Source organism: Gemmiger qucibialis, assembly GCF_027689445.1.
Taxonomy (GTDB): Bacteria; Bacillota; Clostridia; order Oscillospirales; family Ruminococcaceae; genus Gemmiger; species Gemmiger qucibialis.
The window spans coordinates 643,471-670,366 of record NZ_JAQFEN010000001.1; the positions used below are offsets into that span (position 1 = coordinate 643,471).

At 56.5% G+C, this 26,896-nt stretch carries 24 protein-coding genes; 7 read left to right on the forward strand and 17 right to left on the reverse strand.

The window, feature by feature from the left end; genetic code table 11:
• Positions 1 to 149: 149 nt before the first annotated feature.
• The 12 genes from PG062_RS02940 to PG062_RS02995 form a co-directional block, all read right to left on the reverse strand.
• Complete coding sequence (locus tag PG062_RS02940) at positions 150 to 1,208, reverse strand: glycosyltransferase family 4 protein (RefSeq protein WP_114000163.1); 1,059 nt, start codon at positions 1,206 to 1,208, stop codon at positions 150 to 152.
• A complete protein-coding gene (locus PG062_RS02945) occupies positions 1,205 to 2,365 on the reverse strand; it encodes a glycosyltransferase (protein WP_270751046.1) in 1,161 nt (386 codons plus the stop codon). Before PG062_RS02945 ends, PG062_RS02940 begins: the two co-directional genes overlap by 4 nt.
• 21 nt (positions 2,366 to 2,386) lie before the next feature.
• Positions 2,387 to 3,799, reverse strand: coding sequence for an undecaprenyl-phosphate glucose phosphotransferase (locus PG062_RS02950; RefSeq protein ID WP_270751048.1), 1,413 nt, complete (start codon positions 3,797 to 3,799; stop codon positions 2,387 to 2,389).
• Positions 3,800 to 3,949: 150 nt separating this feature from the next.
• A complete protein-coding gene (locus PG062_RS02955; RefSeq protein ID WP_270751049.1) occupies positions 3,950 to 6,004 on the reverse strand; it encodes a hypothetical protein in 2,055 nt (684 codons plus the stop codon).
• Positions 6,004 to 6,999 carry a helix-turn-helix transcriptional regulator gene (locus tag PG062_RS02960; RefSeq protein WP_114000159.1) on the reverse strand — a complete coding sequence of 332 codons (996 nt, stop codon included), beginning with the start codon at positions 6,997 to 6,999 and terminating at the stop codon, positions 6,004 to 6,006. The genes PG062_RS02955 and PG062_RS02960 overlap by 1 nt, the downstream gene beginning before the upstream one ends.
• Before the next feature lie 41 nt (positions 7,000 to 7,040).
• Positions 7,041 to 7,892, reverse strand: a complete 852-nt coding sequence (locus tag PG062_RS02965) for a prephenate dehydrogenase (RefSeq protein WP_408611388.1) — start codon at positions 7,890 to 7,892, stop codon at positions 7,041 to 7,043.
• Positions 7,893 to 7,908: 16 nt separating this feature from the next.
• Positions 7,909 to 9,204 (reverse strand): 3-phosphoshikimate 1-carboxyvinyltransferase, encoded by a 1,296-nt coding sequence (aroA, locus tag PG062_RS02970; protein ID WP_270751052.1) that lies wholly within the window; start codon positions 9,202 to 9,204, stop codon positions 7,909 to 7,911.
• Between the two features lie 23 nt (positions 9,205 to 9,227).
• The gene (locus PG062_RS02975) at positions 9,228 to 10,475 is read right to left on the reverse strand and encodes a shikimate kinase (protein ID WP_270751053.1); all 1,248 of its coding nucleotides are present in this window, start codon (positions 10,473 to 10,475) and stop codon (positions 9,228 to 9,230) included.
• Between the two features lie 32 nt (positions 10,476 to 10,507).
• Positions 10,508 to 11,602: a chorismate synthase gene (gene aroC, locus PG062_RS02980; protein ID WP_270751055.1), complete on the reverse strand. Its 1,095-nt coding sequence runs from the start codon at positions 11,600 to 11,602 to the stop codon at positions 10,508 to 10,510.
• A gap of 4 nt (positions 11,603 to 11,606) precedes the next feature.
• Positions 11,607 to 12,644, reverse strand: a complete 1,038-nt coding sequence (gene aroB, locus PG062_RS02985; RefSeq protein WP_270751056.1) for a 3-dehydroquinate synthase — start codon at positions 12,642 to 12,644, stop codon at positions 11,607 to 11,609.
• A gap of 28 nt (positions 12,645 to 12,672) precedes the next feature.
• Positions 12,673 to 13,770, reverse strand: coding sequence for a chorismate mutase (locus PG062_RS02990; RefSeq protein ID WP_270751058.1), 1,098 nt, complete (start codon positions 13,768 to 13,770; stop codon positions 12,673 to 12,675).
• Between the two features lie 408 nt (positions 13,771 to 14,178).
• Positions 14,179 to 14,961, reverse strand: coding sequence for a hypothetical protein (locus PG062_RS02995; protein ID WP_270751059.1), 783 nt, complete (start codon positions 14,959 to 14,961; stop codon positions 14,179 to 14,181).
• 515 nt (positions 14,962 to 15,476) lie between these two features.
• Between PG062_RS02995 and PG062_RS03000 the strand changes: the two genes are divergently transcribed.
• Together PG062_RS03000 and PG062_RS03005 are read left to right on the forward strand one after the other, a co-directional pair.
• Positions 15,477 to 16,295 carry a hypothetical protein gene (locus PG062_RS03000; protein ID WP_270751061.1) on the forward strand — a complete coding sequence of 273 codons (819 nt, stop codon included), beginning with the start codon at positions 15,477 to 15,479 and terminating at the stop codon, positions 16,293 to 16,295.
• Positions 16,296 to 16,321: 26 nt separating this feature from the next.
• On the forward strand, positions 16,322 to 17,791 hold the full coding sequence (locus tag PG062_RS03005; RefSeq protein WP_270751062.1) for a hypothetical protein: 1,470 nt from the start codon (positions 16,322 to 16,324) through the stop codon (positions 17,789 to 17,791).
• 250 nt (positions 17,792 to 18,041) lie between these two features.
• On the opposite strand, the gene PG062_RS03010 is transcribed toward PG062_RS03005, so the two are convergent.
• The 4 genes from PG062_RS03010 to PG062_RS03025 all read right to left on the reverse strand — a co-directional run bounded on the left by PG062_RS03010 (position 18,042) and on the right by PG062_RS03025 (position 19,331).
• Positions 18,042 to 18,281: a hypothetical protein gene (locus PG062_RS03010; protein WP_270751063.1), complete on the reverse strand. Its 240-nt coding sequence runs from the start codon at positions 18,279 to 18,281 to the stop codon at positions 18,042 to 18,044.
• 67 nt (positions 18,282 to 18,348) lie between these two features.
• Positions 18,349 to 18,504: an HIRAN domain-containing protein gene (locus PG062_RS03015; protein ID WP_270751064.1), complete on the reverse strand. Its 156-nt coding sequence runs from the start codon at positions 18,502 to 18,504 to the stop codon at positions 18,349 to 18,351.
• A gap of 34 nt (positions 18,505 to 18,538) precedes the next feature.
• Positions 18,539 to 19,060, reverse strand: coding sequence for a hypothetical protein (locus PG062_RS03020; protein WP_270751065.1), 522 nt, complete (start codon positions 19,058 to 19,060; stop codon positions 18,539 to 18,541).
• Positions 19,061 to 19,109: 49 nt separating this feature from the next.
• Complete coding sequence (locus PG062_RS03025; protein ID WP_270751066.1) at positions 19,110 to 19,331, reverse strand: hypothetical protein; 222 nt, start codon at positions 19,329 to 19,331, stop codon at positions 19,110 to 19,112.
• A gap of 265 nt (positions 19,332 to 19,596) precedes the next feature.
• Between PG062_RS03025 and PG062_RS03030 the strand changes: the two genes are divergently transcribed.
• Both PG062_RS03030 and PG062_RS03035 read left to right on the forward strand, forming a co-directional pair.
• Positions 19,597 to 20,214: a TetR/AcrR family transcriptional regulator gene (locus tag PG062_RS03030; RefSeq protein ID WP_270751067.1), complete on the forward strand. Its 618-nt coding sequence runs from the start codon at positions 19,597 to 19,599 to the stop codon at positions 20,212 to 20,214.
• Positions 20,215 to 20,546: 332 nt separating this feature from the next.
• Positions 20,547 to 21,212, forward strand: a complete 666-nt coding sequence (locus tag PG062_RS03035; protein ID WP_270751069.1) for a hypothetical protein — start codon at positions 20,547 to 20,549, stop codon at positions 21,210 to 21,212.
• Positions 21,213 to 21,773: 561 nt separating this feature from the next.
• Here the strand turns inward: PG062_RS03035 and ppdK are convergent.
• Positions 21,774 to 24,440 (reverse strand): pyruvate, phosphate dikinase, encoded by a 2,667-nt coding sequence (gene ppdK, locus PG062_RS03040; protein ID WP_114000770.1) that lies wholly within the window; start codon positions 24,438 to 24,440, stop codon positions 21,774 to 21,776.
• A gap of 355 nt (positions 24,441 to 24,795) precedes the next feature.
• On the opposite strand from ppdK, the gene PG062_RS03045 reads away from it, so the two are divergent.
• Genes PG062_RS03045 through pth form a run of 3 tightly spaced genes read left to right on the forward strand, consistent with a single transcriptional unit; the run spans position 24,796 to position 26,533 of the window.
• On the forward strand, positions 24,796 to 25,530 hold the full coding sequence (locus PG062_RS03045; RefSeq protein WP_270751072.1) for a UDP-N-acetylglucosamine diphosphorylase: 735 nt from the start codon (positions 24,796 to 24,798) through the stop codon (positions 25,528 to 25,530).
• 34 nt (positions 25,531 to 25,564) lie between these two features.
• Positions 25,565 to 25,909 carry a DUF6054 family protein gene (locus PG062_RS03050; protein WP_270751073.1) on the forward strand — a complete coding sequence of 115 codons (345 nt, stop codon included), beginning with the start codon at positions 25,565 to 25,567 and terminating at the stop codon, positions 25,907 to 25,909.
• Between the two features lie 30 nt (positions 25,910 to 25,939).
• Positions 25,940 to 26,533 (forward strand): aminoacyl-tRNA hydrolase, encoded by a 594-nt coding sequence (gene pth / locus PG062_RS03055; RefSeq protein ID WP_114000773.1) that lies wholly within the window; start codon positions 25,940 to 25,942, stop codon positions 26,531 to 26,533.
• The last annotated feature ends 363 nt before the right edge of the window (positions 26,534 to 26,896 follow it).

The following is a 26,896-nucleotide window of genomic DNA, read 5'->3' on the forward strand; positions in this document are numbered from 1 at the left end:
CAGCTTGATGCACGTAACATCTGTGCACAGCGTGGGCGCACCGCATGTCCCCCTGCGTAAGAGGTATTTTCCTATCCTGCAGGGCGAGGCAGCCCCACCCTGCCGAACCGTTATGTGCTTCTATTTTTCGGGGGCTGTCCCAACTGCTCTTACGCTTCCGCGCACTTTTTGATCTCGTCCAGCCAGAACCGTGCGGTTTTCTCCCAGCTGTACTTGGCCAGCACTTTGTCCGGCGGGGCCGCAGGCTTGGCAAACAGCGCGTCAAGGTCCACATCATAGTCATAGGGATCAAAGTAGCGGGCGGTATCGCCATACAGCTCCGGCAGGCAGCTGGCACGGGCCAGGGCGATGGGTGCCCCCAGGCTGAGCGCTTCCAGCGGCGGAATGCCGAACCCTTCAAACACAGCGGGGTGCAAAAAGCCCTTGCAGTTCTGCATCAGCGCTTTGTTCTGGCCGTCCGTCACATAGCCGGGGTAAAAGATATTGCTGGTGTTTTGGGCAGCATCTGCTTCGGCGCTGCCAAAGGCAGCAAGGTCCTTGCCGCCGGCCACAACAAAGGTTTTATCCGGGTTGCGGGCGGCAACCTCGCGCACCCACTTAAAGTTTTTGTGCCCGGCCAGGCTTCCCAGTGCGTAATAGTATTCTTTTTTCTTCACGCCAGGCAGCTTGTCAAACACCGTCATGTCCGGCTGGACGTTCTGCAGATGCTCCCAGCCGTTATAGGTCACACCGATCTTATCCAGTGGGATACCCAACCGCTCGCTGATCAGGTGGCGCTGGTTATCACTGACGGTGAACACCCGCCGGGCAAACCATTTGGTGGAAAGGCAGTGGAACCAGAACTTGAAGCGGAAAAACGCACGGTCGGTTTTCATTACCAGGGGGCGGATATCATGCAGCACCACCACGCTGCGGCGGGTCATGAGCATATCGCTGGCAAGGCCAACGTAAAAGGCGTGGTGTTTGCGCAGGTAGCGCGGCAGCACCACCAGATTGTAACTATACTTAATGGCCTTGAGCGGAACAATTTTGATGTTTTTCAGTTCGGGCAGGTGCAGCGGGCGGCCATCGTCCCGGTAGCACAGCCGCACATCCAGGCCGGTGCCCTCCAGCAGGGGGTCCAGCCGGGTCACAACTTCATACACAAAGCGCGGAATGCCCGTGATGGGGTCACACAGCACTGTGCCATTGATCACAATGGGGTTCACTCTTCGGCCTCCTTGGCGGTTTCGTGGTGAGAGCAGGCTTCCAGCTCACGCTGCCAGTCCGCATAGCGGCGGGTGCAGTAATCCCGCAGCTCGTCCTCAAAGCGCTGCTCGCTGAAGCTGCGGCTGTGTTCCCGGATCTGCTGTGGGGGATAAGCCACGCCTTCGGTCTCAAACTTCTGGATGCAGGCTTCCAGGCTTTCGGGTGTCTGCTCGTCAAACAGCAGGCCGGTTTTGCCGTCCAGCACAGTCTCACAGGCGCCGCCGCGGCCAAAGGCCAGCACCGGGGTGCCTGCGCTCTGGGCTTCCACAGGGGTAATGCCAAAATCCTCCTCGCCGGGGAACAGGAACGCCTTGGCGCGCAGATAATAGCCGCGCACCTCTTCGTCGCTCAGGCCGCCGCCCAAAAAGCGGATGGTCGGGCCAGCCATGGCGCGCAGCTTGTCGCCCTCGCCGCCGCCGCCGATCACGATCAGCGGCTTGTTCAGCTTGGTGCAGGCTGCCACAGCCAGGTCAATCCGCTTGTACCAGGTAAAGCGGCCCACCACAAGGTAAAAATCCTCTTTGGGCACAAAGGGTTCTTCGTTGATATGCACGCAGGGGTAGATCACATCACTGTCGCGCCGGTAATATTTTTTGATGCGCTTGGCAATATAATGCGAGTTGGCGATAAAATAGTCCACCCGGTCCGCGGCGCACTTATCCCACTGGCGCAGCTTGAGCATCTGGCCGGGCATGACCGCCCGCACCAGCGCGTTGGCATTGTTGCGGTAGGTATAATAAAAATCCCAGACATAGCGGGTGGGCGTATGGCAGTAGCAGATATGCACGGCGTCCGGCCGGGTGATCACGCCCTTGCTGCAGGAAGAGCAGGACGAAATGACCATATCGTATTCCGAAAGATCCAGTGCTTCAAACGCGCGGGGCATCCACGGCAGCATGGCACGGTACAGCTTGGTGGCAAAAGGCAGCTTTTGGAGATAGGTGGTGCGGATATCATAATCCTTGAACCACGCAGGCATGTTGTTTTCGTCATAGACGAGGGTATAGATGGGTGCATCAGGGAAAACATGGTGCATACAGTCCACCACGCGGTCTGCACCGGCGTATGCCACCAGCCAGTCATGCACAATGGCTACCTTCGGCTTGCCGTTTTTCATCCTCAGCCCTCCTTTGGTTGGTTACTGGATCTTTTCATCGTTGACCATTTTGCCGCCAAACACGGTGCGGAACAAAATTTTGATATCCAGTGCAACGGTCCAGTTTTCGATGTACCAGATATCATAACGGATACGCTCCGCAATATCAGTGTCACCGCGCAGGCCGTTGATCTGCGCCCAGCCGGTCAGGCCGGGGCGCACCTGCTGGCGCACCAGGTAACGGGGAATTTCTTCCTTAAAATGCTCTACATGGAACGGGATCTCTGGCCGCGGGCCAACCAGGCTCATATCCCCTTTTAATACATTGAAAAACTGCGGCAGTTCATCCAGGCTGAATTTGCGGATAATGCTGCCGAACCGCGTTTTGCGCGGGTCGCTGTTGGTGCTCCAGGCCGAATCCTCGGCGGCGTTCACCCGCATGGAGCGGAACTTATACATCATAAAGGGGCGTTTGTTCAGCCCCACGCGCTCCTGCTTAAAGATGATCGGCCCAGGGCTGGACAGCTTGACGCCAATGGCTACCCCCAGCATGATGGGGCTGGTGAGCACGATCAGCACCAGGCTGCCCACCACATCCATGGCGCGCTTGATAAAGGCGTTCAGGATATTATCAAACGGCGTCTGCCGGATGTTGATGAGCTTACAATCGCCCAGCACATCAATGGTGGGGCGGGCGGGCAGGTAATCGTTATAAAACGGCACCATGGTAATGCGGGTGCCGTGCTTATCGCAGGCGGCAAAGGCGCGGGTCAGCATGTGCATCTCGGCGGCATCCAGGGCCACCACCACCTCGTCAATGCCGGGTTCATCCAGCGTGACTTCCATTTTGTCATATCCGCCCAGGTAGCGCACATCCAGGTCCGGGTTGGCATAAGGCGCCAGGTAGCCATCCACATGGAAGCCATAATACGGGTTATGTTCGAGTGCCAGCAGGTACTTGGCAGCCATATCGCCGCCGCCGACCAGCAAGATATGGCGCAGGTCCTCCCCTTTCCGGTTGCGGGCACGGTCATACCAGCGCTTGATCATCCGCTTGAAGATCAAAAAGCCGGTGCTGAACCCGTACAGCAGCAGCATGACCCCGCGGGAGAAGTTTTGCAGGCGGAAAACGAAGAGCAGCGCCATAAAGCCCACCACGCCCAGCGCGTTGCCGAACGCAATGGTGGTGCTGCGCTGCCACAGCCCCCGCAGGCGGGAGGGGTTATACAGCCCGCGGCTCCAATAGAGCAGCACCATCACCACGGCGTAGCCCGCCCACCCCAGGGCAACCATAGGGCTGCGGGCAATATCCAGTGCCGGGCCGGCGCCGCCCTCCTCAAAAAAAGGCAGCCAGTTAAAGCGCAGGAAATTGGCCAGCAGGTATGCGGCAATCAGCAGCACAATATCAATCACACTGCTGATCAAGCCCCTGATACGCTGATTTTCACTGAGCAATCCTGCTGCCCCCTCTCTGTACGCCATATTTCAATCATTTTAGTATATCATAAAATCCATCCGGTTTCAACCAACGGCGGTTTTGCTGCGGCGCTGAAGCAGATTTTACAACTTTCCACTCCCGCTACCGGACCTGCAGTTTTTTCCGCGTTACTCGAAGAAGTACTCCCAATCCTGATACGTCGCATTCACTTCAACTGCGTTTACCTGCGGGTACACGGTGCCGCTGCCGGATTTTGCCGTCAGCAGAATTTGCCCCACACCGTTGGAAATGGTGATAGGCACCTCGTAACTGTCGCGGTCGGTGGGCAGGTAGAAATCGCCCTGGTTGGTGTCGCGTTCCGCGGCGGCGCAGAGTTCGTTTTCCGTCACACAGGTCACATGCAGGAACTGCCGGTCAAACGGGTGGTCCATGCTGTCAGAGCTGACCAGCCCATAGTGCAGCGTTACATCCGCCACACCGCAAAAATCCGCGTCCGCCGCCGTTACGGTCACCAGCACCGTGCCATCTCCCTGCAGGGTGGCAGCGGTCGTGGTTTCCACGTTCAGATTGTTATCGGTTCCGGTGCGCTCCCAGAAAAGGTGCATGCCGCCGGACTGGAAGGTGTTTGCCACCGGCTGCCAGTAACGGTACAGTTCCCGGTAGAACCACCAGTTGGCGTTGCGGCTCCACCGCTCCGGCGGGGCCACCTTGGGGCTGGGGGTCACGACAATGTCAAAATCCCCCTGCTGGAAGGTTTGCAGGTACGCCAGGCGTTGGCGATCCCCCAGGGCATGGATGATGTAATCCGTGCCGGTGGGCTGCAGCTGGCCAGTCATGGCTTCCAGCGCGCTGGAATAGGTGCCAAACAGCCGCTTGCCCGCCGTCAGTTCCTTTTCGGTTGCCAGCTTTTCGGCCTGGTCGCCGATCCAGCCGCCCAGCTCCGGCACAAAGGTATAGCCCTCGTGCCCGCCAATGCGGGTCTGCACCTGCCCGGCCATGCCGACGGCCAGCACAGCGGCCCCCAGCACCGCACAGCCTGCGGGCACAATGCGCGCTGCAACCTGCGGAAAGCTTACCTTTTGGCAAACCAGCAGCACCGCTTTGATGATACACGCCGGGGCCAGTACGGCAGCCAGTGCCGCCGCGCCGCCCGTGGGCCCATTGTTGGAGGCACTGACCATGCCGTACAGCAGGTTCCACAGCACCATGCCCAGTGTCAGGGCAAAGCCCCCGGCCGCCAACACAGCAGAGCGTTTGCTGCGGCAGACAAAAATACCGATGGCAAACGCCAGTGCCGCCGCAAGGCAGAACACTGCCGCGCCCGGCCAGTGCAGGTCTGCCACGCTGCACACCCGGTCGCTGAGGGTATTGCCATAATACCAAGTCTGGTAAGCGCTGGTTCCGCGGGTCTGGCGCAGCCAAGCCAGCGGGTGCCCCCAGCTGATGAGCAGCACCGAAACGCCAAGCCCCACCACACTGGTAACGATGTAGCGCAGTGTCTGCACCACAATTTTACCGATGGAACTGCGATACAGCCGGATGAGATACAGCCCATACCCCAGCGCAATGGAAATATAGGCAGCGCCGCCCATATCATTGCTCCAAGGCACAAAAAGGCCTGCGGCAAAGGGCACCAGCACCGCCGGGGCCAACAGCCGCCTGCTTGTATCCTGCTGCCAGAAATGCAGTCCCAGCAGGATGACCAGTACCGCCAGTGTTAAAGCGGCGGAGCGCATCATGCGGGCGCTGTTGCCGTTGGCGGCGGCATAGCTCAGCAGGGTGTTCACCTGACCGGCAAACGGCAGGTTTGCCCCCTGCACATAGGCAAAAAACACGCTGCACAGCGCCAGCGCTGCCGCGCGGGCCGCACGGGCAGTGCCGATGACCACCAGGCAGACCGCCAGCACCAGCAGCTCAAAATAGAACCAGGTGCAAAAGTTTGTGGCAAACATGCTGCGGCCAAAGCTGTTGCCCAGCACCAGCAGCAAACCGCCCACGCTGTACAGCTCGCCCGCACCAAGGTAGACGGTAAAATCACGATAAGGTACCTGCCCGGCCAGCAGGTGGCGCACCGGGTTATAATTCTGGAAGTCACCGTTCATGATCTCGTACCCGATCTCATAATTGGCGGCAAGACCGCGCACTGCGGCAAGCCCGGCCAGCACCAGCAGCAAAAACAACCACGGTGCTGCGCGTTTGAGCTTTTGTTTTGCTGTCTGCATCAGCGGTAAAGGCCCTCCAGCTCATCCAGCTTTTTCTTCATTTCTGCACGCACGCTGGGCGGGTCCAGAATTTCGATCCCTGTGCCAAAGCCGGCCACCCAGCCGTAAAACCGGGGGCTGACCTGCACATTTACCACCACATTAAAGTGGTCGCCATCCGGGTTGCGCACCAGGGTAACCCCCGTGCCAAACCGGTCGATCATCGCCCCGGCCAGGCGGTTTTCGCACCGCATGGTCACTTTGCGCACCGGGCCGTTGAACATATCAAACATCTGCTGCATATACTGGTTTACGTCAAATTCGGCGTATTCCTCAGCGCCTTCACGTTCGGTATCCGGCAGCAGCTCCACCTTGCGCATTTTATCCACGCGGTAGTGCTTCAGACGGCCTTCGGTATAGGCGATCATATAATAGTTTCCGTTTTCCCACACCATCACCCAGGGGCTGACGGTGTACAGCTGGCCTTCATGACGGGGCACCATCTGCTTTTGCAGGTCCCAGTCACAGTATTTGAACCGCACCTGGTTGCCCGCGGTGATGGCGCTGTGCAGGGTATCCACGCTGTAAAGGATCTTTTCCTCCTGGCTTTTCACCCGGCCGGAAACCAGCACCTTGCGGTCCAGCTCCTCCTGGCGGTAGCGGGAGGTGAACCGTCCCAGCTTTTCGATCAGCACCTTGCTTTTGCGCGCGGTGATGAACTTGCTGGCATACACAGCGTCCACCAGCAGTTTCAGCTCCGCCAGTTCAAACGGGGTATCCACCATATAATACCCGCCCCCGCGGCCGCGCTGCTGCACGATTTCAAAGGGGGTATCCGGCATTTCGTTCAGGGTCTGGATATCGTCATACACGCTTTTGCGCTCTGCCACAATGCCGCGCTCTTTCAGCAGTTCTACCATGCGCGGCACACTGATGGGGTGCTTTTCGTCGGTTTCCCGCACAAAAATTTCCAACAACGTAAGCAGCTTTAATTTCTGTCCTTCTTTACGGGGCATAAAGGCCGCCTCCCTTCCGGCAAAACAGACCGGCTTCCTAGTTATTTTTTATCAAATGCCTTGCGGCGCTCGGTGGAAAGGCGGAACATTTTTTCCAGCCCTTCGCGGTCGTCATCCACCAGTTTCTGGCGCATGGTGGCAAGTGCATCACTGAACATATCGATCTCACTAATCAGGTTATCCTTGTTCCACAAGAACAGCTCCGCCCACATTTTATCGTTGATGCGCGCAATGCGGGTCAGGTCGCGGAAAGAGTCCCCGGTATACTTGGCAAGCTCGGTGTTATCGCTGGCGCACATCAGGCTGACGGCAATGGCATGGCACAGCTGGCTGACATAGCCGATCATGTGGTCATGCTCTGCCGGGCTGAGCACGCTAATGCGGGCAAAGCCCAGTGTCCGGGCCAGGGTACGGCACCATTCAATGGCTTCCGGGGTGTTTTTTTCGGTGGGGGTAATGATAAAGTTTGCCGGGGCAAAGTTTACCTCGGCACTGTGGGCCACGCCGCTGGTCTCACGGCCGGCCATGGGGTGGCTGGCAATGAACTCCACGCCCTCCGGCAGCATCTGCTGCACCGGCTCCACCACGCCGCGCTTTACGCCGGAAACATCAGTTATCAGCGTGCCGGGGCGGACCAGGTGGCCGTACTGCCTGACCCATTCCAGCAGCACAGTGGGGTACAGGCCAAAGATGATGTAATCCGCGTTCTGCACCAGGTCGTCAAAGTTTTCGTTGCGGCCCTCGCAGATATAGGCGTGTTCCAGTGCATAATCCAGCGTGCTCTGGCTGTGGGTAATGCCGGTCACGCGGTAGCCTTTCTGGCTGAGCACCTGGGCATATTTGCCGCCCAGCAGGCCCAGGCCCACAATTAAAAACGTTTTGCTTTTATCCATCCCGTCCATTTTGCTTTCACCCCTGATTTGTTACATGGGCCCCCAGGCCCTTGATGACCTCAAAGAAATCCGGCCAGCTTTTGTTGACCGCATTGGCCCCCTCGATGACCGCCGGCTGGCCTGCGGCCAGGGCAGCAACGGCCATTGCCATTACAATGCGGTGGTCGTTATGGCCGTTCAGCGGCGCCGTGGGCTTGTGCAGGGCGCAGCCCTCAATTGTCAGGGTATCGCCGTCCGCTTTTACCGTGCCGCCCATCTTGGCAAGCTCTTCCTGCATAGCGGCAATGCGGTCACACTCTTTAATTCGCAGCCGCCCGGCGTTGCGGATGATGGTGGTGCCGCTGCAGAAGCACCCCAGTGCGATGAGCACCGGACCAAGGTCTGGGCAATCGGCCAGGTCGATCTCCACCGCCTTCAGCAGGCTGCGATGGAAGGTCACATGGCTGCCGCTGCGCTCAAACTTTGCGCCGCACTGCTTTAAGATATCCAGGATCACCCGGTCTCCCTGGTGGGAACCGGAGGGCAGACCCGTTATCGTAATGCCGCCCACAGTGCTGCCCAGCACGGCCAAAAACGCCGCCTGGCTGTAATCGCCTTCAACATCCATGTCTGCTGCCGCATAATGCTGCGGCGCTGCCACTTTGTAGGTGGCGGAGCCATCCTTGCGGGCGCGGACCGAAACTTTAACGCCAAATTTCTGCATCGCGTCTGTGGTCAGGTCCACATAGCTGCGGCTTTCAAAGGGAGCGCGCACCTCAATGGTGCTAGGGGCTTCCATCAACGGGGTGGCAAACAGCAGCCCGCTGATGAACTGGCTGGACACATTGCCCGGCAGCGTAAAGGTACCGGGGCACAGGCGGCCAAAAATCGTAATGCCCTGTTCGTTCTGTTCAAAACGCAGCCCCTGGCGCTCAAACAGCTGGGCATAAATTTCCTGCGGGCGCTGCATCAGGCGGCCTGCGCCGGTAAAGCGCACTTTTTGGGCCGTCAGGCTGAACAGCGGCAGGATAAACCGCAGTGTGCTGCCGCTTTCGTTGCAGAACACCGGGCGGGTAATGGTGGCAAAACCGTCCGCATTGCCGCGGCCGGTAATGGTCAGCTCATGCTCGCCCCGCTCCACCTTGGCCCCCAGCTGCTGGGCAGCCCCCAACGTGGCCAGAATATCCTGCGAAAATTCCACATTGCCAATGTGGCTGGTACCGGCGGCCAGGGCCGCGCACACCACAGCGCGGTGTGCCGCGCTTTTGCTGGGCGGCACGGCAGCGGTTCCGGCCAGGCGGCCCGGTTCAATGGCTGCAACGGTTGCTTCCACGGTGTTCCCTTCTTTCGTGCCGTTCAGGCATCAAATGTTGTTTCAAACGCCTGCACGGCGGTTTCTACTGTGTTTTCCAGGCGGCCGGTGTTATCCACCGCGGCATCGGATGCTGCGCGGTAAAGCGGCATCCGCTCGGCTTCCATCTTGCGCAGGGCGTCCAGCCCGGTGGAAAGCGGCCGCCCGCCGGTTGCCAGCCGTTCGACCGGGCGCTGCACCCACAGCACAGGGCCGTTCTGGCGCAGGGCGCGGGCGTTGCCCGGTGTTTTGATCACCCCGCCGCCGCAGGCGATGACCTGCCGTGTCTGCTTGCTGATCTCCGCCACAGCCTGAGATTCGTACTTGCGGAACGATGCCTCGCCTTCACGCGCAAAGATATCCGGGATGGGCATTCCGGTGTTTTTCTCGATCACTTCATCCAGATCCACATAGGTTTTGCCCAGTGTTTTGGCCAGGGCACGCCCGATGGTGGACTTGCCGCAGCCCGGCATTCCGATGATGGCCACGTTGGAAAGATCTCGCTTGAGCTTGCGGTGGGTGTCAGCGATCACAGCTTCCGGCAGCTTTTGGCCGGTAAAGTGCTCCGCCGCGTACACTGCCTGCGCCACCAGCATCTCGAACCCACAGTAGGCGGGCACGCCAAGTTCCTCCGCACGGAGCAAAAGTTCGGTGCGGAACGGGTTATAAACGCAGTCCAGCACGGCTTCCAGCTTGGGGAAGGCATGCAGGTCCAGCAGGCAGCTGCCGTTGTTGGGGTACATGCCCGCCGGGGTGGTGTTGATAATGATATTGATTTCCGGGTGCTGCTGGGCTTTCTCATAGGTCAGGGCACCGTCCTTGCCGGTGCGGCTGGCGGTCAGCACCTGTTTGGCTCCGGCGTCCTGGCAGACAGCCGTGACGGTGTTGTGGGTGCCGCCGGTGCCCAGCACCAGCACCACAGCCCCGGCAAACTTCACGCCGTGGCAGCGGGCCAGGTAGGCAAAGCCGGTATAATCCGTATTATAGCCATACAGCTTGCCATCCCGGTTGACCACGGTGTTCACTGCGCCGATGGCCGCCGCACGTGGTTCCACCTCATCGCAATATGGGATGACCAGCTTTTTGTACGGGATGGTAACATTGATGGCTTTGAACGCCTTTGCCTGCATAAAGGCATGGGCTTCTTCCTCCGTGGGCAGCGGATGCAGCTCATAGGAATAGCCGCACACGGCCTCATGGATGATTTTGGAATAGCTGTGGCCCAGTTTGGCTCCGATCAGACCGTATTCCATGTTGCGCTTCCTTTCTGTTTGCTTCAGCTGTATTACTTTTGCCCCAGCGTACCGTAACGCACGGTCAGCAGGTCCAGCACGGCAAATGCTGCCAGGGTGTTCTGCACCACAGCAGCACGGGGCACAATGCAGGGGTCGTGCCGGCCCTTGATCTGCAGTTTTGCATCTGCCTTGGCGATATAATCCACGGTATCCTGTTCTTTATAAATGCTGGGGGTGGGCTTTACCGCCGTGCGGAACACAATGGGCATGCCGTTGGCAATGCCGCCGTTGATGCCGCCATTTTTGTTGGTGGCCGTTACCACTTTGCCGTCCCGCATGGTAAACGGGTCGTTTGCCTGGGAGCCGCGCAGGTCCGCAAAGGCAAAGCCCGCACCAAACTCAATGCCTTTGACAGCGGGGATGGCAAACGCCAGGTGGGCGATCTCACTTTCCACACTGTCAAAGAACGGTTCGCCGATGCCCGCGGGCACCCCGGTAATGACAGTTTCCAGAATACCGCCCACGCTGTCGCCCTCGGCCCCGGCTGTGCGGATGGCTGCCTGCATGGGGGCTTCTTTTTCGGGGTCCAACAGGGCAAAATGGCCCGGCTGTGGTTCCGCCATAATCAAACCGGCAGAGCTGGAAAGCGGAGCATCCTCCACCCCGGCACAGCGGGCAATGTGGGTATACACCTTAATACCGCGCTGTGCCAGAATGTGCTCACAGATCGAACCCGCAGCCACGCTGGCTGCGGTGATGCGACCGGAAAAGTGGCCGCCGCCGCGGGCATCCTGCCAGCCTTCATATTTGGCATATGCCGTGTAATCCGCGTGGCCGGGGCGCAGCAGATCCGCCGTTTTTGCATAATCTCCGCTGCGGGTGTTGGTGTTGCGGATCATCATGGTGATGGGGGTGCCGGTGGTATGGCCGTTGACCACACCGCTCAAAAACTCCACCACATCCGGCTCGGTGCGGGCGGTGGAAAGCCCATCTCCGCGGGCGCGGCGGCGGTCCATCCGCTCGGCGATGTACGCTTCATCCACCGGCAACCCCGCGGCCAGGCCGTCCAGCACAGCGCCGACGGCGGCACCGTGGCTTTCGCCAAAAATGGTCAGGCCCAATGCATTGCCAAAGGTATTTTTCATCGGCTCAGTCCTCGTTTTCCTTGATGCCAAGCAGGGCGGGCAGTTCGGTCATGGGGATCTTATCGGCGCGCCAGCAGCCCAGGCCGGGCACCTTGATGACGGTAATGGTGCTGCCCGCGCTCTTTTTGTCGTGCTGCATATAGCTCAGCACCTTATTTTTGTCCACACCCGTGCGGGTGGGCAGCCCCAAAGTGCGGTAGATGGCGCGGGTGCGGCGCACAAGGGATTTATCCTCGATCATAGGCAGCATGCCAAGCGCCACGCACTCGCCATGGAACAGGCCGTTGGTGCGGCGGCCGCGCACCCCCTTGACAGCCTCAATGCCATGGCCGATGGTATGGCCAAAGTTCAGGCAGGCGCGCTGGCCCTGCTCGTGCTCATCGTTTTCCACCACGTTCTTCTTCACGCGCAGGGAACGGTAGATGATGCGCTCAATGTTTTCTTCGGGGTGTTCACACTCAAACAGGGCAAACAGCTCCGGGTCAGCAATCAGACCCGCCTTGATGGCCTCCGCCAGGCCGTTGACAAAGTGGCGGCGGGGCAGCGTTGCCAGGGCATCAAAATCCACCAGCACCACCTTGGGCTGCCAGAAAGCGCCAACAATGTTTTTGGTTTCGCCCAGGTCAATGGCGGTTTTGCCGCCAATGGAGGAATCGATCTGGGAAAGGGTGGTGGTGGGGCAGTTGACAAAATCAATGCCGCGCATATAAGATGCCGCGCAGAACCCGCCCAAATCCCCCACAACGCCGCCGCCGACGGCCACCAGCAGGTCCTTGCGGGTCATGTTGAACTCCAGCATGGCCTGCAGCACCTGGCCATACACTTTCAGGCTTTTGCTGGCTTCGCCCTGGGGCACAGTGTACACCATTCCATTGGGGCACTGGGCCAGCACGGTCTGGGCATACTGCTCCGGTACGCCGGAATCCGTCAGGATAAACACCTTGCGGTTGGCAACATTGGCAAACTGGTACAGGTTGGCCAGGCACCCGCTTTTCAGGATGATATCATAGCTGCGGCTGCCAAGCTGCATGGTCAATTTCATAACAATTCCTCCCGTGTTTTTCCGTCATTTACAGGTCAAATACACCCAGTATCCGCACCGTGCGGCACACGTTTTCCAGCTCATGCACCAGCTTGGCGCAATCGTCCGTTGCAGCATTGGCCGGGCAGACAAGCTGAACATAAAAATAATATTCAAACTGAACATGGGGCAGCGGACGGCTTTTGATGGTTTCCATGTTAAAGCCGCGCTCGCCGATGATCTGGATCACCCGCGCCAGCCGCCCCGGCTTGTGGTCCACCGTAAACAGCATCGAAAGCCGCTGCCCCGGTGCGGCGGCGATCGGCTGCCGCTGGGCGCCCTCTTTTTCAATCACGATAAAGCGGGTGGTGTTGTCGCCGTCCTCGTTCACGCCCTCGGCCAAAATCTGCAGCCCGTACAGCTTGGCTGTTTCGGCGGAAGCGATAGCTGCCAGGGTTTGGTCTCCCTGTTCCGCCACATAGCGGGCGGCATCCGCTGTGTTGCCCCAGGCTTTGGTGGCAAAGTGGTGCAGTTTCAAGAATGGCCCACTCTGCGCCAGCGCCTGCTGGTGGCTGATGACCGTTTTGATCTCGCTCAGCTGCGCGCCCGGCAGCGCCAGCAGGTCCTGCCGGATGGGCAGGTCGCACATGCGGGCTACTTTCAGGCCGGGGTGGGCATACAGCAGGTCCAGCACAGCGGAAACATCGCCCGCGTTGGAATTTTCAAACGGCAGAACGCCGCAGTAAGCATCGCCCCGCTCCACGGCTTCCACCACCTCGTTCCAGGTGGAGTACGCCTGTGCCTTGGCAAAGGGGAACAGCTGACGCAGCGCAATGTGGGACCACGCGCCCTCCACCCCCTGGTAGGCGGCAACATCCTGCCCGATCAGAACATGCTGGTACGCGCGGGAAACCGCCAGCGCTTTTTTCAAAAATTCGCGGTAATAGGGCTGAAGTTCCGGGTTCTGCACGCGGGCGGTATTCTTTTCCAGCACAAGGGCTTCGCGTGCCGGGTCAAACACCTGTTTGCCGGTGCGCGCCTTGTACTGTGCCACCTGGCCCACTGCCTGCATACGCTGTTCAAACAATGCGGCCATCTTTGCGTCGATCTCGTCAATCTGCGCACGGGCCTGCTGCAACTGATCCATAGACAGGTTCCTCACATTCCATGGTTATTCATATTTTACTATACTATAAAACGGTCTGTATCGCAATAGGGCACCATCAAAAAAAGCAAAAAAGCAGGGCCGAAGCCCTGCTTTTTGATTGAAAGAATAGTGAATAAAGAATAATGAATAATTTTGGTGGACCGCGGCGCGCAACGCCGCTCAGAAAACATAAGCTTCCTGCCATTCTTTTATGCGTGCCCGCAGCCTAATATCTCAATCCGTGCCGCAGGCACACCTTCATTTTTCTTTATTCTTTATTACTTTTTAATTTCTTTTCCTCTTCCCTCGCCTTCCGCACCAGATCCTCAAAGCTTGGCATGGGGGTAAAGATGCGGTGGTAGGGGTTTTCCGGCATGGGGGCCGGCTTTTTTACTGGGCGGTAGCGCATCACTGCTGCCCCACGGTGGAAACGGCACCCGCGGTCAAGATGTTCCACAGGGCATCATAGGTTTCGCTTTCCAGCGCGGTTTTGTCGGTATAATACGCGCGGCGGCCTATGTAGGTGTTTTTCATGATGTCCTGGTTTTCGCCCTGGAGGTCATCCACCATCGTCAGGCCGGTGTAGGTGCCCAAATCCAGACCGGTCAGAGCCGGGCAGTCCGTCCAGCGGTAAAACATCTTGGTCCAGTCCACGATCACATTATCATTTTCATCCACATTCTCCGTGTCGGGCATGGTGCCGTCCAGGTACTGCAAATCGCCGGTGGTTTCCGCAAACTGCTGCGCGTAATCGGTATCCTGCATGATAAAGATGTAAGGCCCATCCTCACTGGATAAATCCGCCGAAAGCCGGGTCACATCAGCCATCTGGGTGTATGCATCGGTGTTTTCGCTCTCGGAATCAAAATCCAGGTTATACTGCACCAGCTCCACTACCACCTTGCCGTCGCCATTGCGGTCATCACAGTAGGCGGCCAGCGTGTTTTCCAGGGCCGTTACCGTATCTGTCGGCAAGTTGCTGCTGCCCACATAGCCAACGCGGTAGTCCGGCCGCACCCGGGTAACAACATCGTGCACCATCCACACCACCAGCACCACGGCGATGACCGCAATGCCAACGTACAGCTTGTGGTAATACCACCAGTTGGCAGCTTTTTCCTGTTTGGTATATTCTTTTTTCGATTCGGGCGTTTCATACTGTTCAACGCTGTCTTTTGTGACCCATGCCATCTTAAAAACTCTCCTAATCTTTTTAACGTAAGTGATATTATACCATAAATTCATGTTGGAATTGTAAAATTATTTTGACCATCCCGTGCCCGCTGCCTTGCATAACCCGCTAAAAAACGCTATGATAAACTTGTAATATTGTAAGCAGGGCTGCAAAAGCTGCGGCAGCGCACTGCCGCCCAGTCCGCTTACCCCCAATTAAGGCAACACCGCACAATTCCCGCCTTGCGGCTTAAGCACCGCTCCGGCAGCTGCGGCACGGCATCTGCGTTGCCAAAATGCTCGATAATGTCGGGTTGCGGTACCCGCATCGTGCTTCGGGGGCAAAAGCCCCTCGCACTCTGCGACCGCTGCCCCTGCTTCGGTTCGCTGTTTCCGCCACTGGCGGCGCTCACCTTTGCAGCATCCAGTATTATCTGCGCTTTTGGCTTGGCATCTGCCGCACCTCGCTCGCCGTATCGGCACTTAGAATTATGCGGTATTGCCTTAAAGACACAGAAAGGTCATTTTTGAATATGGCAATGGAAGACAAAAATACCCCCGTGCAGCCCGATGCTGTGGAGGCGGCCGAAACCCGCGGACGCAAAGTTGGCGCGGCCCGCTTTTTTGAGCTGCTGGGGCGCGATTTGTGGCCGTTTTATAAAGCCAGTATTTTGTGCGTGCTGGGCTTCGCCCCCGGCTATGCCGCTGTTTTGTTCAGCGCTATGGCCGCCAGCCTGCCGCTGTGCCTGCTGTCCGGCGCTGTAGGCGGGCTGATTGCCGCACCTGTTTTTTGCGGCATGCTGGATACCATCCTGCGCGCTCTGCGCGATGAACCCGGCTACTGGTGGCACACCTACCGCATGGCCTGGAAGCAGAACTGGCGCGAAAGTCTGCTGCCCGGTGCCGGGGCGGGGTTTTGCCTTGGGCTGTGGGCCTTTTTGCTGTACGCCCTGCCTGATCTGGAAAACGTGCCTATCTCGGTATGGATCTGCATGGTGCTTGGCATCTTCTTTTTGCTGGTGTTCTGCCTGTATCTGTTTGCGCAGGTGGTTCTGGTCAGCGTGTCCCAGGCGGAGCGGCTGAAAAACGCCGCGCTGTTCATGATCGGATTTTTGCCGCGCACCCTGGCAGCCGGGGCAGTGCTCTGCATCTATTGGGGCGTGATGCTTGCCTGGATGCCCTACACCATCCCGGTGGTGTTGATTCTGGGTTTCTGGCTGCCCTGCACCCTCGCTTTGCAGATCATCTATCCGGCACTGGATAAAGCGTTCCACCTGGAAAAGACCATCACCGCCCGGCGCGAGGATGAGATCAACGACCTGATGGAGCAGCACGGGCACACTTCCGTTTAATACCAACCAGATAAGGCGGCAAACCTATGGAAAATAAGAACACTTTTATCCTGCATGAAACCGAAGCGTTTATGCGGGGCGAGCTGGATAACGTTACCGTTGCCCACGGGCGCATTGTATTGGACCTTGTCTCCGGCGGGTATGTGCCCTATGGGTGCTACACCAGCCCCGCCGTACCGCTGCCCACCTTTGACGCCCTGCGCGTGAGCTGGAACGCCGGCACCCCGCCGGGAACCGCCGTGGAAGCCCAGGCCCGCGTGATGGTGGACGGCAACTGGACCAGCTGGTCCAGCTTTGGCCGCTGGAGCCCCTATCTGGAGCGCGAAGGCGCAGCCCCCGTGACCAAAGGCGCTGTAAACCTGCTGCCGGACAGCCTTGTGCTGGACAGCAAAACCGCCACCCAGGCCCAGCTGCGCATCTACCTGTATACCAAAGACGAACACACCACCCCTTCCGTCAGCCTGGTGGGGGTCAGCGTGCGAGCGGTAGATGTGATCCCCGCGGGCGGGCGGCCCATCAACGCACGCCTGCACCTGATGCCCTATGCCGTTGCGCGGCGCGCCCCGGCGCTGCAGCCCGTTATGGACCTTGCCATCTGCCTGGCCAGCCTGACCAACCGCTGGGGCGCAGATATCCTGCCCGAAGAATTTGCCCTTGCCATGCGAGACTGCCGCAGTACTGACGCTGAGCGTAATTTAAGCTTTGCCGCCGCCGCCGCCGGGTGCTGGGGGTTCCCCTGCTGGGCCTGCTGGGGCAACCTTGCCTTGCTGCGCAGTGAGGTACGCGCTGGGTACGGCGTGATCGTGGGGCTGGAATCCACCCCCGCACAGCAGGCCGCTGGAATGCCGCCGCTGCGCTATGCGGCACTAAGGGGATTTCGCCGGGGGGCACAGCCTGCCGCCCTGTTGGTGGATCCTTATGCCGCAGCGGAAGATTTTGACACCGAAACCGAGCTTTTGCTGGATGACTTTTTGGTTGCCTGGAACAACACCGCCCTGTGCATGCGCAAGCGTGACCCGGACGGTGCCCTGCCCGGCTGCCCTGCCCGCACCTCCGCCTGGCTGCGCCGGGTGCCCAAGGTTGCACCGGATCTGTTTGCCATGTACATCGGCAGCACCCAGCACGTTCTGCCGGATGATTTCTGCGCTGCACTGCCTGCCCCAGCTGCACCCGCCGCGCCGGAAGAAGCTCCGGCAGAAGATGCCGCCCCCACCGATGCACCGGATACTCCAGATTCCCCGGCCGAAATCCCCGTTCCGCAGGAGACTGCCTCCCAGGCAGCACCGGTACATGGCGGCATTCTGGCGTGGTCCACATTGGATGAGCACCCCCATGCCACCACTGCGCACCGCCAGTTCCACTATGTCACCCCGGAACAGGGCTGTATCCGGCTGGCCGTTCCCCCGCCGCCGGGTACCCGCGCAGAACCGCGCAAGTACACCGTTTACGCCATCGAACCTTCCGGCTCTATGCTGGTGGGCGATGTGATGATTTAAGGCAATACCGCATAATTCTAAGTGCCGATACGGCGAGCGAGGTGCGGCAGCTGCTAAGCCAAAAGCGCAGATAATACTGGATGCTGCAAAGGTGAGCGCCGCCAGTGGCGGATGCAGCGAACCGAAGCAGGGGCAGCGGTCGCAGAGTGCGAGGGGCTTTTGCCCCCGAAGCACGATGCGGGTACCGCAACCCGACATTATCGAGCATTTTGGCAACGCAGATGCCGTGCCGCAGCCGCCGGAGCGGTGCTTAAGCCGTAAGGCGGGAATTGTGCGGTGTTGCCCTAAGAATAGCTCCGCCAGGAAGCTCTTGAAAAGGCCCGCCATTCCAAGCGGGTGCATGAATAAAATATTTTTTCACATTTCTCACCTTTCCCTCAGAACATTTGCCAACAATCAAAAAGTGCCCATCCCACAACGGTATGTCATCCGCCGCATGTGGGGTGGGCACTTTTTGTTTTGTGATTTTATCGGAGCGCGGTATTTCCATCGTTCGGGCATAAAAATTTTCCTGCCGCCGTTGCCCACGGCTGGGGAATCATTATCTTATGAACAGATTAACCTGCGCAACCAAGCCCCGACAACTCTGCCTTGATTGCTTCGCTGTCATATTCATTGTCAGGCTCTTTGACCAGCTTGACCTTTTGCCCGACCTCAAAAGGCTTGCTGCCAAAATGGAACTTCAATCCGGTGATCGTGATAAATGCTTTCATAGGGAACCTCCTGTCATTTGCATAAACTGTTGTGTTACCAATCCAACTCGTCCATAGCGTCATCTACGCCTGCTGCGTAGTCCGGGTCGCTGTCGTAGCGATCCTCATCGTAGTCGTCATCATCATAGATGGCATCGTAGCCATCGTCATAGGAATCATACGTCTTGTAGGATTTTTTGTTGCTTGTGTAAGAACTGCTGTACGAAGATTTGGAGCTGTAAGAAGCGCTGCTCTTGGTGGAAGATTTGGAAGGGCGATGTACCCAGCAGTAAGCTGAGTCCTTATCCGCTTCTCTCGTGCAGCCGTCCTTGATGCAGGTGTATTTATGTTTTGTGCTGGAGCTGCTGCTGGACGGTCTGGAGCCGCTGCCGGAGACGCTGGAATTGCTCTTAGTAGGTTTATGTACCCAGCAATAGGCAAAGCCCTTAGCCGCCTCTCTGGTGCAGCCACTCTTGATACAGGTATACTTGGCAGCGAATGCGCCGGTGCACAGGACGCAGGCGGTCAACGTAACGAGCACTGCGCAAAGAATTCTTTTCCAAATAGTCTTTTTCATGGTAAAGTCCTTTCTGTCATGTACGATATTTTACCGGTGACGTTTTCCGTCAGAAATCATCACCGCCGAAATCATCCGAACCAAAGTCGTCTGAACTAAAGTCATCAGAATCAAGGTCGTCCGAATCGAAGTTGTCCTCATCGTTATCGAACTCATCCATGAGCGCCTTACGGTTTTCCTCTTCTTCCCGGATACGATCTATTGCCAGAGAATAGTGAACATATCCGTCAATGCCCTTACCGTAGACCCCGAAATCCATATCCTTCAGCATAGTAGTTACCTCTTTTCTACTTGGGAAGGGAACCGTTCCCTTCGATACTTCTATTATAAATCATGGCCTGTCCCATAATTTGTACTTTGAACACATAGCGTGATATTATACAATCTTATGTTGAAATCGAAAGAGCTACAGTGAAAATACAAACCACTGACGCCTTGATAATTTAACATAGCTATCGCTTTATGCAAAATGTTTCACAGTAAAAAATAGAAAAAAGGGTATTGACACATCAAAATGAACGATGTATATTTTAAACATGAACAGCATTCATTTATCAAAGCAACTACCTGCCAGCACATTGGAAAGGCGTGAATTCGTGAATCATCTTGCAACCTCAAAAGAAGACATATTAGCTGCAAGCAGAGAGCTAATCAAAGAAAGCGGATGGACCGCTGTAAGCATACGTGCTGTTGCATCCCGATGTTCTGTTTCGGCTGGGACAATCTACAATTACTATGAATCCAAGGCCGATTTGCTTGGGGATACAATTGAGAGTATTTGGCATGAAATCTTTTTCCGCTCTGAAGATGAGCAGGTCTTTAAAGATGTTGCTGCCTGTATCTCATGGATTTATAAAAGACTGGAATATGGAAATGAGCAATTCCCCGGCTTCTTTTCTCTGCATTCGTTTGGATTTATGAAGGATGAAAAAACGGATGGAAAGAAGAAAATGCTGCAGACATGGGGACATATTCTTCATGAATTGTGTGTTATATTAAAGAATGATCCCAAGATTCGTTCAGATGTATTTGATCAGCAATTCACAGAAAAGCAGTTTGCAGATATATTATTTTCTTTAATATTAGTATCAATGATTCGTCAGGATTATGATCCGTCTGCGATATTGATGTTGATCAATAAGACATTATATTAAAGGCAACACCGCACAATTCCCGCCTTACGGCTTAAGCACCGCTTCGGCGGCTGCGGCACGGCATCTGCGTTGCCAAAATGCTCGATAATACACAAAGTATTATCTGCGCTTTTGGCTTAGCAGCTGCCGCACCTCGCTCGCCGTATCGGCACTTAGAATTGTGCGGTATTGCCTAAAATTCTCCCACATTTGATTGTGGGAAATTTTTTAAGCAAAGTGAACAGCGTTCACTTATGCGTTTAAAGCTGTACCCGGTTGTAATTATGTGAAAGCTGCTTTAGCAGCAAGACATAGTTCAATATAAAATTTCAGAATAAGAAAGGATGCTTATTATGCAGGCAATTGTAGAAACTTTATTTGATACCGTATATTTGTTTTCGGTAATCACGATCGGGATTTTAATGATCCGTAAAAGCAAAGGAAACCGTCAGTTTACCATGTTTGGAATCATGGCAGTTCTTTTAGGAAGCGGAGATGCATTCCATCTGGTTCCTCGTGCAGTAGCGCTTTGTACAACCGGTCTTGAGAACTTTACCGTACAGCTGGGGTTAGGCAAGTGGATTACCTCTATCACTATGACTATTTTTTATGTCGTACTCTATCATATATGGCGTGAGCGTTATCAGATCAAAGGCTGTAAAGCAACTACAGCAGCCATTTATGGTCTTGCAGGGTTAAGGATTGTTCTGTGTATGATGCCCCAGAATGCCTGGCTCAGTGCAGCCGCCCCGCTTTCCTGGGGAATCTATCGGAATATTCCGTTTGCACTGATGGGATTGATTATCATCGCTTTGTTCTATAAAAGCGCAAAAGAAAATAATGATAGCGCTTTCCGTTGGATGTGGCTGACAATCGTCCTGAGCTTTGCATTCTATATTCCAGTTGTACTGTGGGCTGATGTAATTCCGATGATCGGCATGCTGATGATTCCAAAAACCTGTGCATACGTGTGGACCGTATTAATCGGCTACAAGGCAATGGAAAAAGAAATAGCGTAAGATGTAAACTGTCGAAAAAGGTGTGCTCACCCCTTGGCCCCCTCTGCGAGGGTGACTCCCCACGGTGTGGGGAGATGTCGCGCCAGCGGCAGAGGGGCCCGGGCCCGAAGGGCTCCGCCCGCAGGCGGTGGGGGAGAGAACTGTGCGGCTGCCCGAAATATTTCGGGCTATGACAAGGTTCTCTCCCTCCGCCCCTTCGAGACACCGCTCCCCCTCTGGCGCAAGCGCCACCTCTCCCGTATCGGGGGAGTCTGTCTCGCAGAGGGAGATTTTTTCGACACGCTGAGCGTAAGATATAATCTTTGCTTTTAAGAAAAATTTAAGGCAATCGACTTTGAAACCGCCAAGCGTTACCGTGAAGCCAACAAGCTGCCCCACCAGTTCCGCCGTGCAGCGTGAACCGACCTGACCGTGGAGGTGTATCTGTGATGGTTCTGGAAAGCAGCTCCGTTTTAAACGCAATTCATCTCATACATGAGCAAACAAATAAGGCCCACCGCCAAAATTGACGGTGAGCCTTATTTTATGCTCGTTTTTTAACGATAGTTCGCTATAAAAGCCTTATGCTCTCGGATTTTTAATAGCAGCCTGAGCAGCGGCCAGACGTGCGATGGGAACGCGGTACGGAGAGCAGGAAACGTAATCCAGGCCAACGTTGTGGCAGAACTCAACGCTGGAGGGGTCGCCACCGTGCTCGCCGCAGATGCCCAGACCCAAGTTGGGGTTGGTTGCGCGGCCGTCATGGGCAGCCATCTTAACCAGCTTGCCAACACCGATCTGGTCCAGATGCTGGAACGGATCGCTCTCGTAGATCTTGGTATCATAGTAAGCGGTCAGGAACTTAGCAGCATCGTCACGGCTGAAGCCGAAGGTCATCTGGGTCAGGTCGTTGGTACCGAAGCTGAAGAAGTCAGCTTCCTTAGCGATCTCACCTGCGGTCAGGGCGGCACGCGGGATCTCGATCATGGTGCCAACTTGGTACTTCATGTCAACGCCAGCGTCAGCGATCAGCTTGTCAGCAGTCTTGACGATGACGTCCTTGACGTACTTCAGCTCCTTCACTTCGCCAACCAGGGGCACCATGATGTGCGGGGTGATCATCTTGCCGGTCTCAGCAGAAACCTTGATGGCAGCCTTGATCACAGCATTGGTCTGCATCTCGGCAATTTCCGGATAGGTAACGGCCAGACGGCAGCCACGATGGCCCATCATGGGGTTGAACTCATGCAGGCTGACAACAACGTTGTTCAGCTCTTCGGTGGTCATGCCCATATCCTTTGCCAGGGCTTCGATATCCTCAGCCTTGGTGGGCAGGAACTCATGCAGAGGCGGGTCCAGATAACGGATGGTCATCGGACGATCGCCCATGATGCGGTACATAGCGGTAAAGTCAGCTTCCTGGAACGGCTCAACCTTAGCCAAGGCAACCTTGCGCTCTTCAACGGTACGTGCGCAGATCATCTCACGCACAGCAGCAATACGATCCTCAGCGAAGAACATATGCTCGGTACGGCACAGGCCAATGCCTTCAGCGCCCATATCGACAGCGTTCTGTGCATCGCGCGGGTTATCGGCGTTGGTCATAACCTTCATCTGGCGTGCTTCGTCAGCCCAGCTCATAAAGCGCTTGAAGTTAGCGTTCTCGGTGGAAGCGACGGTAGCGATCTGGCCTTCGTAGATGTTGCCGGTAGAGCCATCAATGCTCATCCAGTCGCCCTCATGGAAGGTGTGGCCGTTAATGGTGATAACCTTTGCATCGTAATCGATAGCAACATCGTTATCATTGCCGCAGCCGGAAACACAGCAGGTACCCATGCCACGTGCAACAACAGCTGCGTGGCTGGTCATGCCGCCGCGGACGGTCAGGATGCCCTGAGAAACCTGCATGCCGACGATATCTTCGGGGCTGGTTTCCAGACGGACCAGAACGACCTTCTTCCAAGCTTCGTCCTTGACCTTCTCTTCAGCATCTTCAGCGCTGAAGACAACGCGACCGCAGGCAGATCCCGGAGAAGCGGCCAGGCCCTTGCCGATTGCTTCAGCAGCCTTCAGGGCAGCAGCGTCAAACTGCGGGTGCAGCAGGGTATCCAGCTGCTTGGGCTCAACGCGCAGTACAGCGGTGCGCTGATCGATAACGCCCTCATCAACGAGGTCGCAGGCGATCTGCAGAGCAGCCTGTGCGGTGCGCTTGCCGTTACGGGTCTGCAGCATAAAGAGCTTGCCATCTTCGATGGTGAACTCCATGTCCTGCATATCCTTGTAGTAGTTTTCCAGGCGGGTTGCGATCTCAACGAACTGATCGTAAACCTCAGGCATTTCCTCGTGCAGCTTGCTGATCGGGGAAGGAGTACGGATGCCGGCAACGACATCTTCGCCCTGAGCATTGATCAGGTACTCGCCCATCAGCTTCTTTTCGCCGGTAGCGGGGTTACGGGTGAAAGCAACGCCGGTGCCGGAACGCATGCCGGAGTTACCGAAAGCCATCTGCTGAACGTTGACAGCAGTGCCCCACTCGTAGGGGATTTCGTTCATCTTGCGGTAAACGTTGGCGCGCGGGTTATCCCAAGAACGGAAGACGGCCTTGACAGCGCCGATCAGCTGTTCTTTCGGATCCTGCGGGAACTCTTCGCCCTGCTTCTCCAGGTAGATGGCCTTGAACTCCTTGACGAGTTCCTTCAGGTCCTCAGCGTCCAGCTCGATATCCTGCTTAACGCCCTTGCGCTCCTTCATAGCGTCGATACGCTCTTCAAAGAAGCTCTTGCCCAGCTCCATGACAACGTCAGAGTACATCTGGATGAAGCGGCGGTAGCAGTCATATGCAAAACGGGGGTTAGAAGTCTTCTTTGCCAGACCTTCAACAGCCTGGTCGTTCAAGCCCAGGTTCAGGATGGTATCCATCATGCCGGGCATAGACTGACGTGCACCGGAACGAACGGAAACCAGCAGCGGGTTCTCGATATCGCCGAACTTCTTGCCAGTCTGCTCTTCCAGGATTCCCATGTACTTGAAGATGTCAGCCTTGATCTCATCGTTGATCTCACGGTTGTCAGCATAGTACTGGGTGCAGGCTTCGGTGGTGATGGTGAAGCCCTGAGGAACCGGCATGCCGGCATGGGTCATTTCTGCCAGACCAGCGCCCTTGCCGCCCAGAATGTTCTTCATGGTCGTCTGGTCGCCGCCAAATGCGTCATGGCCCTCTTTGAACAAATACAAAAACTTCTTGCTCATAGGTTACCTCCAACAAAATTACGGTTTCTTCCCGGTGTGCCGCGCACACCCGCAAAATAAGAATCTTCTCTCTTGCAAAGTCCATTATAACAGACTCAGCCCGGAATTTCCAGTACATTGTTAAATAAATGGCGAATATTTTCGCCGAAAATCTCACAAAGTTTTGGGGTCAGGCTCTTGCAATTTGACCAAAAATGCGGTAAATTATAATGGGTGAGAAGCTGAGAAACTTTATTTTATTACATCCTGCAACACTTTTTTCAATTCATCCCGCCCCGGCAGGCTTCAGCCCTGTTCCGGGGCTTTTTTGTAGGGCCGTATACTCTTTTGGCCCAAAACAGAAAGGGGTATTTTTATGTCCGAAGCGAAAGCCAAATACCTTGCCGCCAAAGCGGCCTTTGAAGAAACTTTTGAAAAGCACCTGCAGAACGGTGTGGAGTTCATCAGCGACCAGGTTTTTATTGACCCCGAAGTTGAGATTGCACCCGGCGCAGTGATCCTGCCGGGCTGCATCCTGCGCGGCAAAACCGTCATCGGGGCAAACTGCGTCATCGGCCCCAATACCTTATTGGAGAACACCATTGTTGAGGCCGGTTCCACCGTGAACGCCAGCCAGTGTTATGACAGCCATCTGGGCCCCAACAACAAGATTGGCCCCTTTACCCATGTGCGCACCGGCACCGTGACGGATGAGGGCGTGCACCTGGGCGCTTATGTGGAAACCAAGAACGCCAACTTTGCCGAGGGCAACACTGTCAGCCACCTGACTTACATTGGCGATGCCGATGTGGGCAAGTACTGCAACTTTGGCTGCGGCACCGTAACCTGCAACTATGACGGCGAGGGCAAGTACCGCACCACCATCGGCGATTATGCGTTCATCGGCTGCAACACCAACCTGGTGGCGCCGGTCAAGGTGGGCAGCCGCGCCTTTACCGCTGCCGGTTCCACCATCGGCCACGATGTGCCGGACGGTGCCCTGGGCATTGAGCGCGCCAAGCAGACCGAAGTTGCCGCCTGGGGCGCCAAGAAGCTGGAAAAATACGTTGCCAAAAAACAGAAGCTGGAAGCCGAAAAGAAAAACGACTGATGCCCCCTGACCTGCTGCAAGGAGGATTGCTGCCATGGCCATTTTGGAACGCACCCTGACCGGGGATTTTACCACCATCCTGACCGAGCTGGACGCTGTTGTAAAACAAAGTGTTTCGGCCACGCTGGAAGGTTCCAGTGATTTCAACTTCAGCACCGGCCGCTGTGCCGTGCGGGTATACGAACGCTACAGCGCCATTGGCAATGGCCGTGTTACCATGAACCTGACCCTGCTGGAAGCTGACGGGCAGATCCGGCTTTCCGCCATCACATCCGGCGGCAGCCAGGCTGTGTTTTTCAAGGTCAACACCTTAGGTGCAGAATCCTTCCTGGATACCATCCGGGACACAGTGGAACGCTTTGCCCCTGGTGCACACTAAAATCACAAAATTACTATAAGGATTTTTACTATGGGACTATTTGGAGGTGGTTCCGGGGCAGACTGGCTGATTGCCGGTCTGGGCAACCCTGAGCCGAAATATGACGGCACCCGCCACAACACCGGTTTTGCCGCGCTGGATGCGTTGGCCGAAGCCTGGGGGTGCGAGATCAACAAAAGCAAATGGCAGGGCCTTTACGGCATTGCCCAGGTGGACGGCCGCAAAGTGATGCTGCTAAAGCCGCTGACCTACATGAACCTGAGCGGCCAGAGCATCGCCCCCGCCGCGGCATTTTACAAGATCCCGCGCAACCACATTATTGTGTTGTGCGATGACATTGCACAGGAGCCGGGGCACATCCGCATCCGGCCCTCCGGTTCTGCTGGCGGGCACAACGGGCTAAAGAGCATTATCGCTTCCACCGGCGGCGAGGATTTTTACCGCATCCGCATTGGCGTTGGCGCCAAGCCGCGCCCGGATTATGATCTGGCTGACTGGGTGCTGGGCAAGTTCCCGCCCGATGACGCCAAGCTTGTGACCGGCCGCCACACCGACGTGGAAGCCGCCTGCCGCCTGTTGATGGCCGGCAAGCTGGGCGAAGCGCAGAATAAATTCAACCACTGAGCGCGGATAGGCGTTCCGTAGGGGCGCACAGTGTGCGCCCATTCCTGTTTTCTGTGTAAGATGCCCGCAAAGGAAGTGTTCTCACTTCAAATTTGCAATCCATCATTACACGGGATGTGGTTTAATGGAACGCCTGCAGGGGTGTGCGCACTGTGGAAAACTTTGCCGATGGTGATAAACGCTGCAAATGATTTGTAGGGGACGATGCTCGTCATCGTCCCGCATGACGGGTCTTGCCACATATTCCACCCTGCATACGGCCAACGTCCGCGGGCAAACAATGTTCGTCCTCACATTCTCTACAAGATAAGAGCACAGCTTTTCCAATCATACAAATGCCAAAGCGGGCGGCCCATCTGGGCC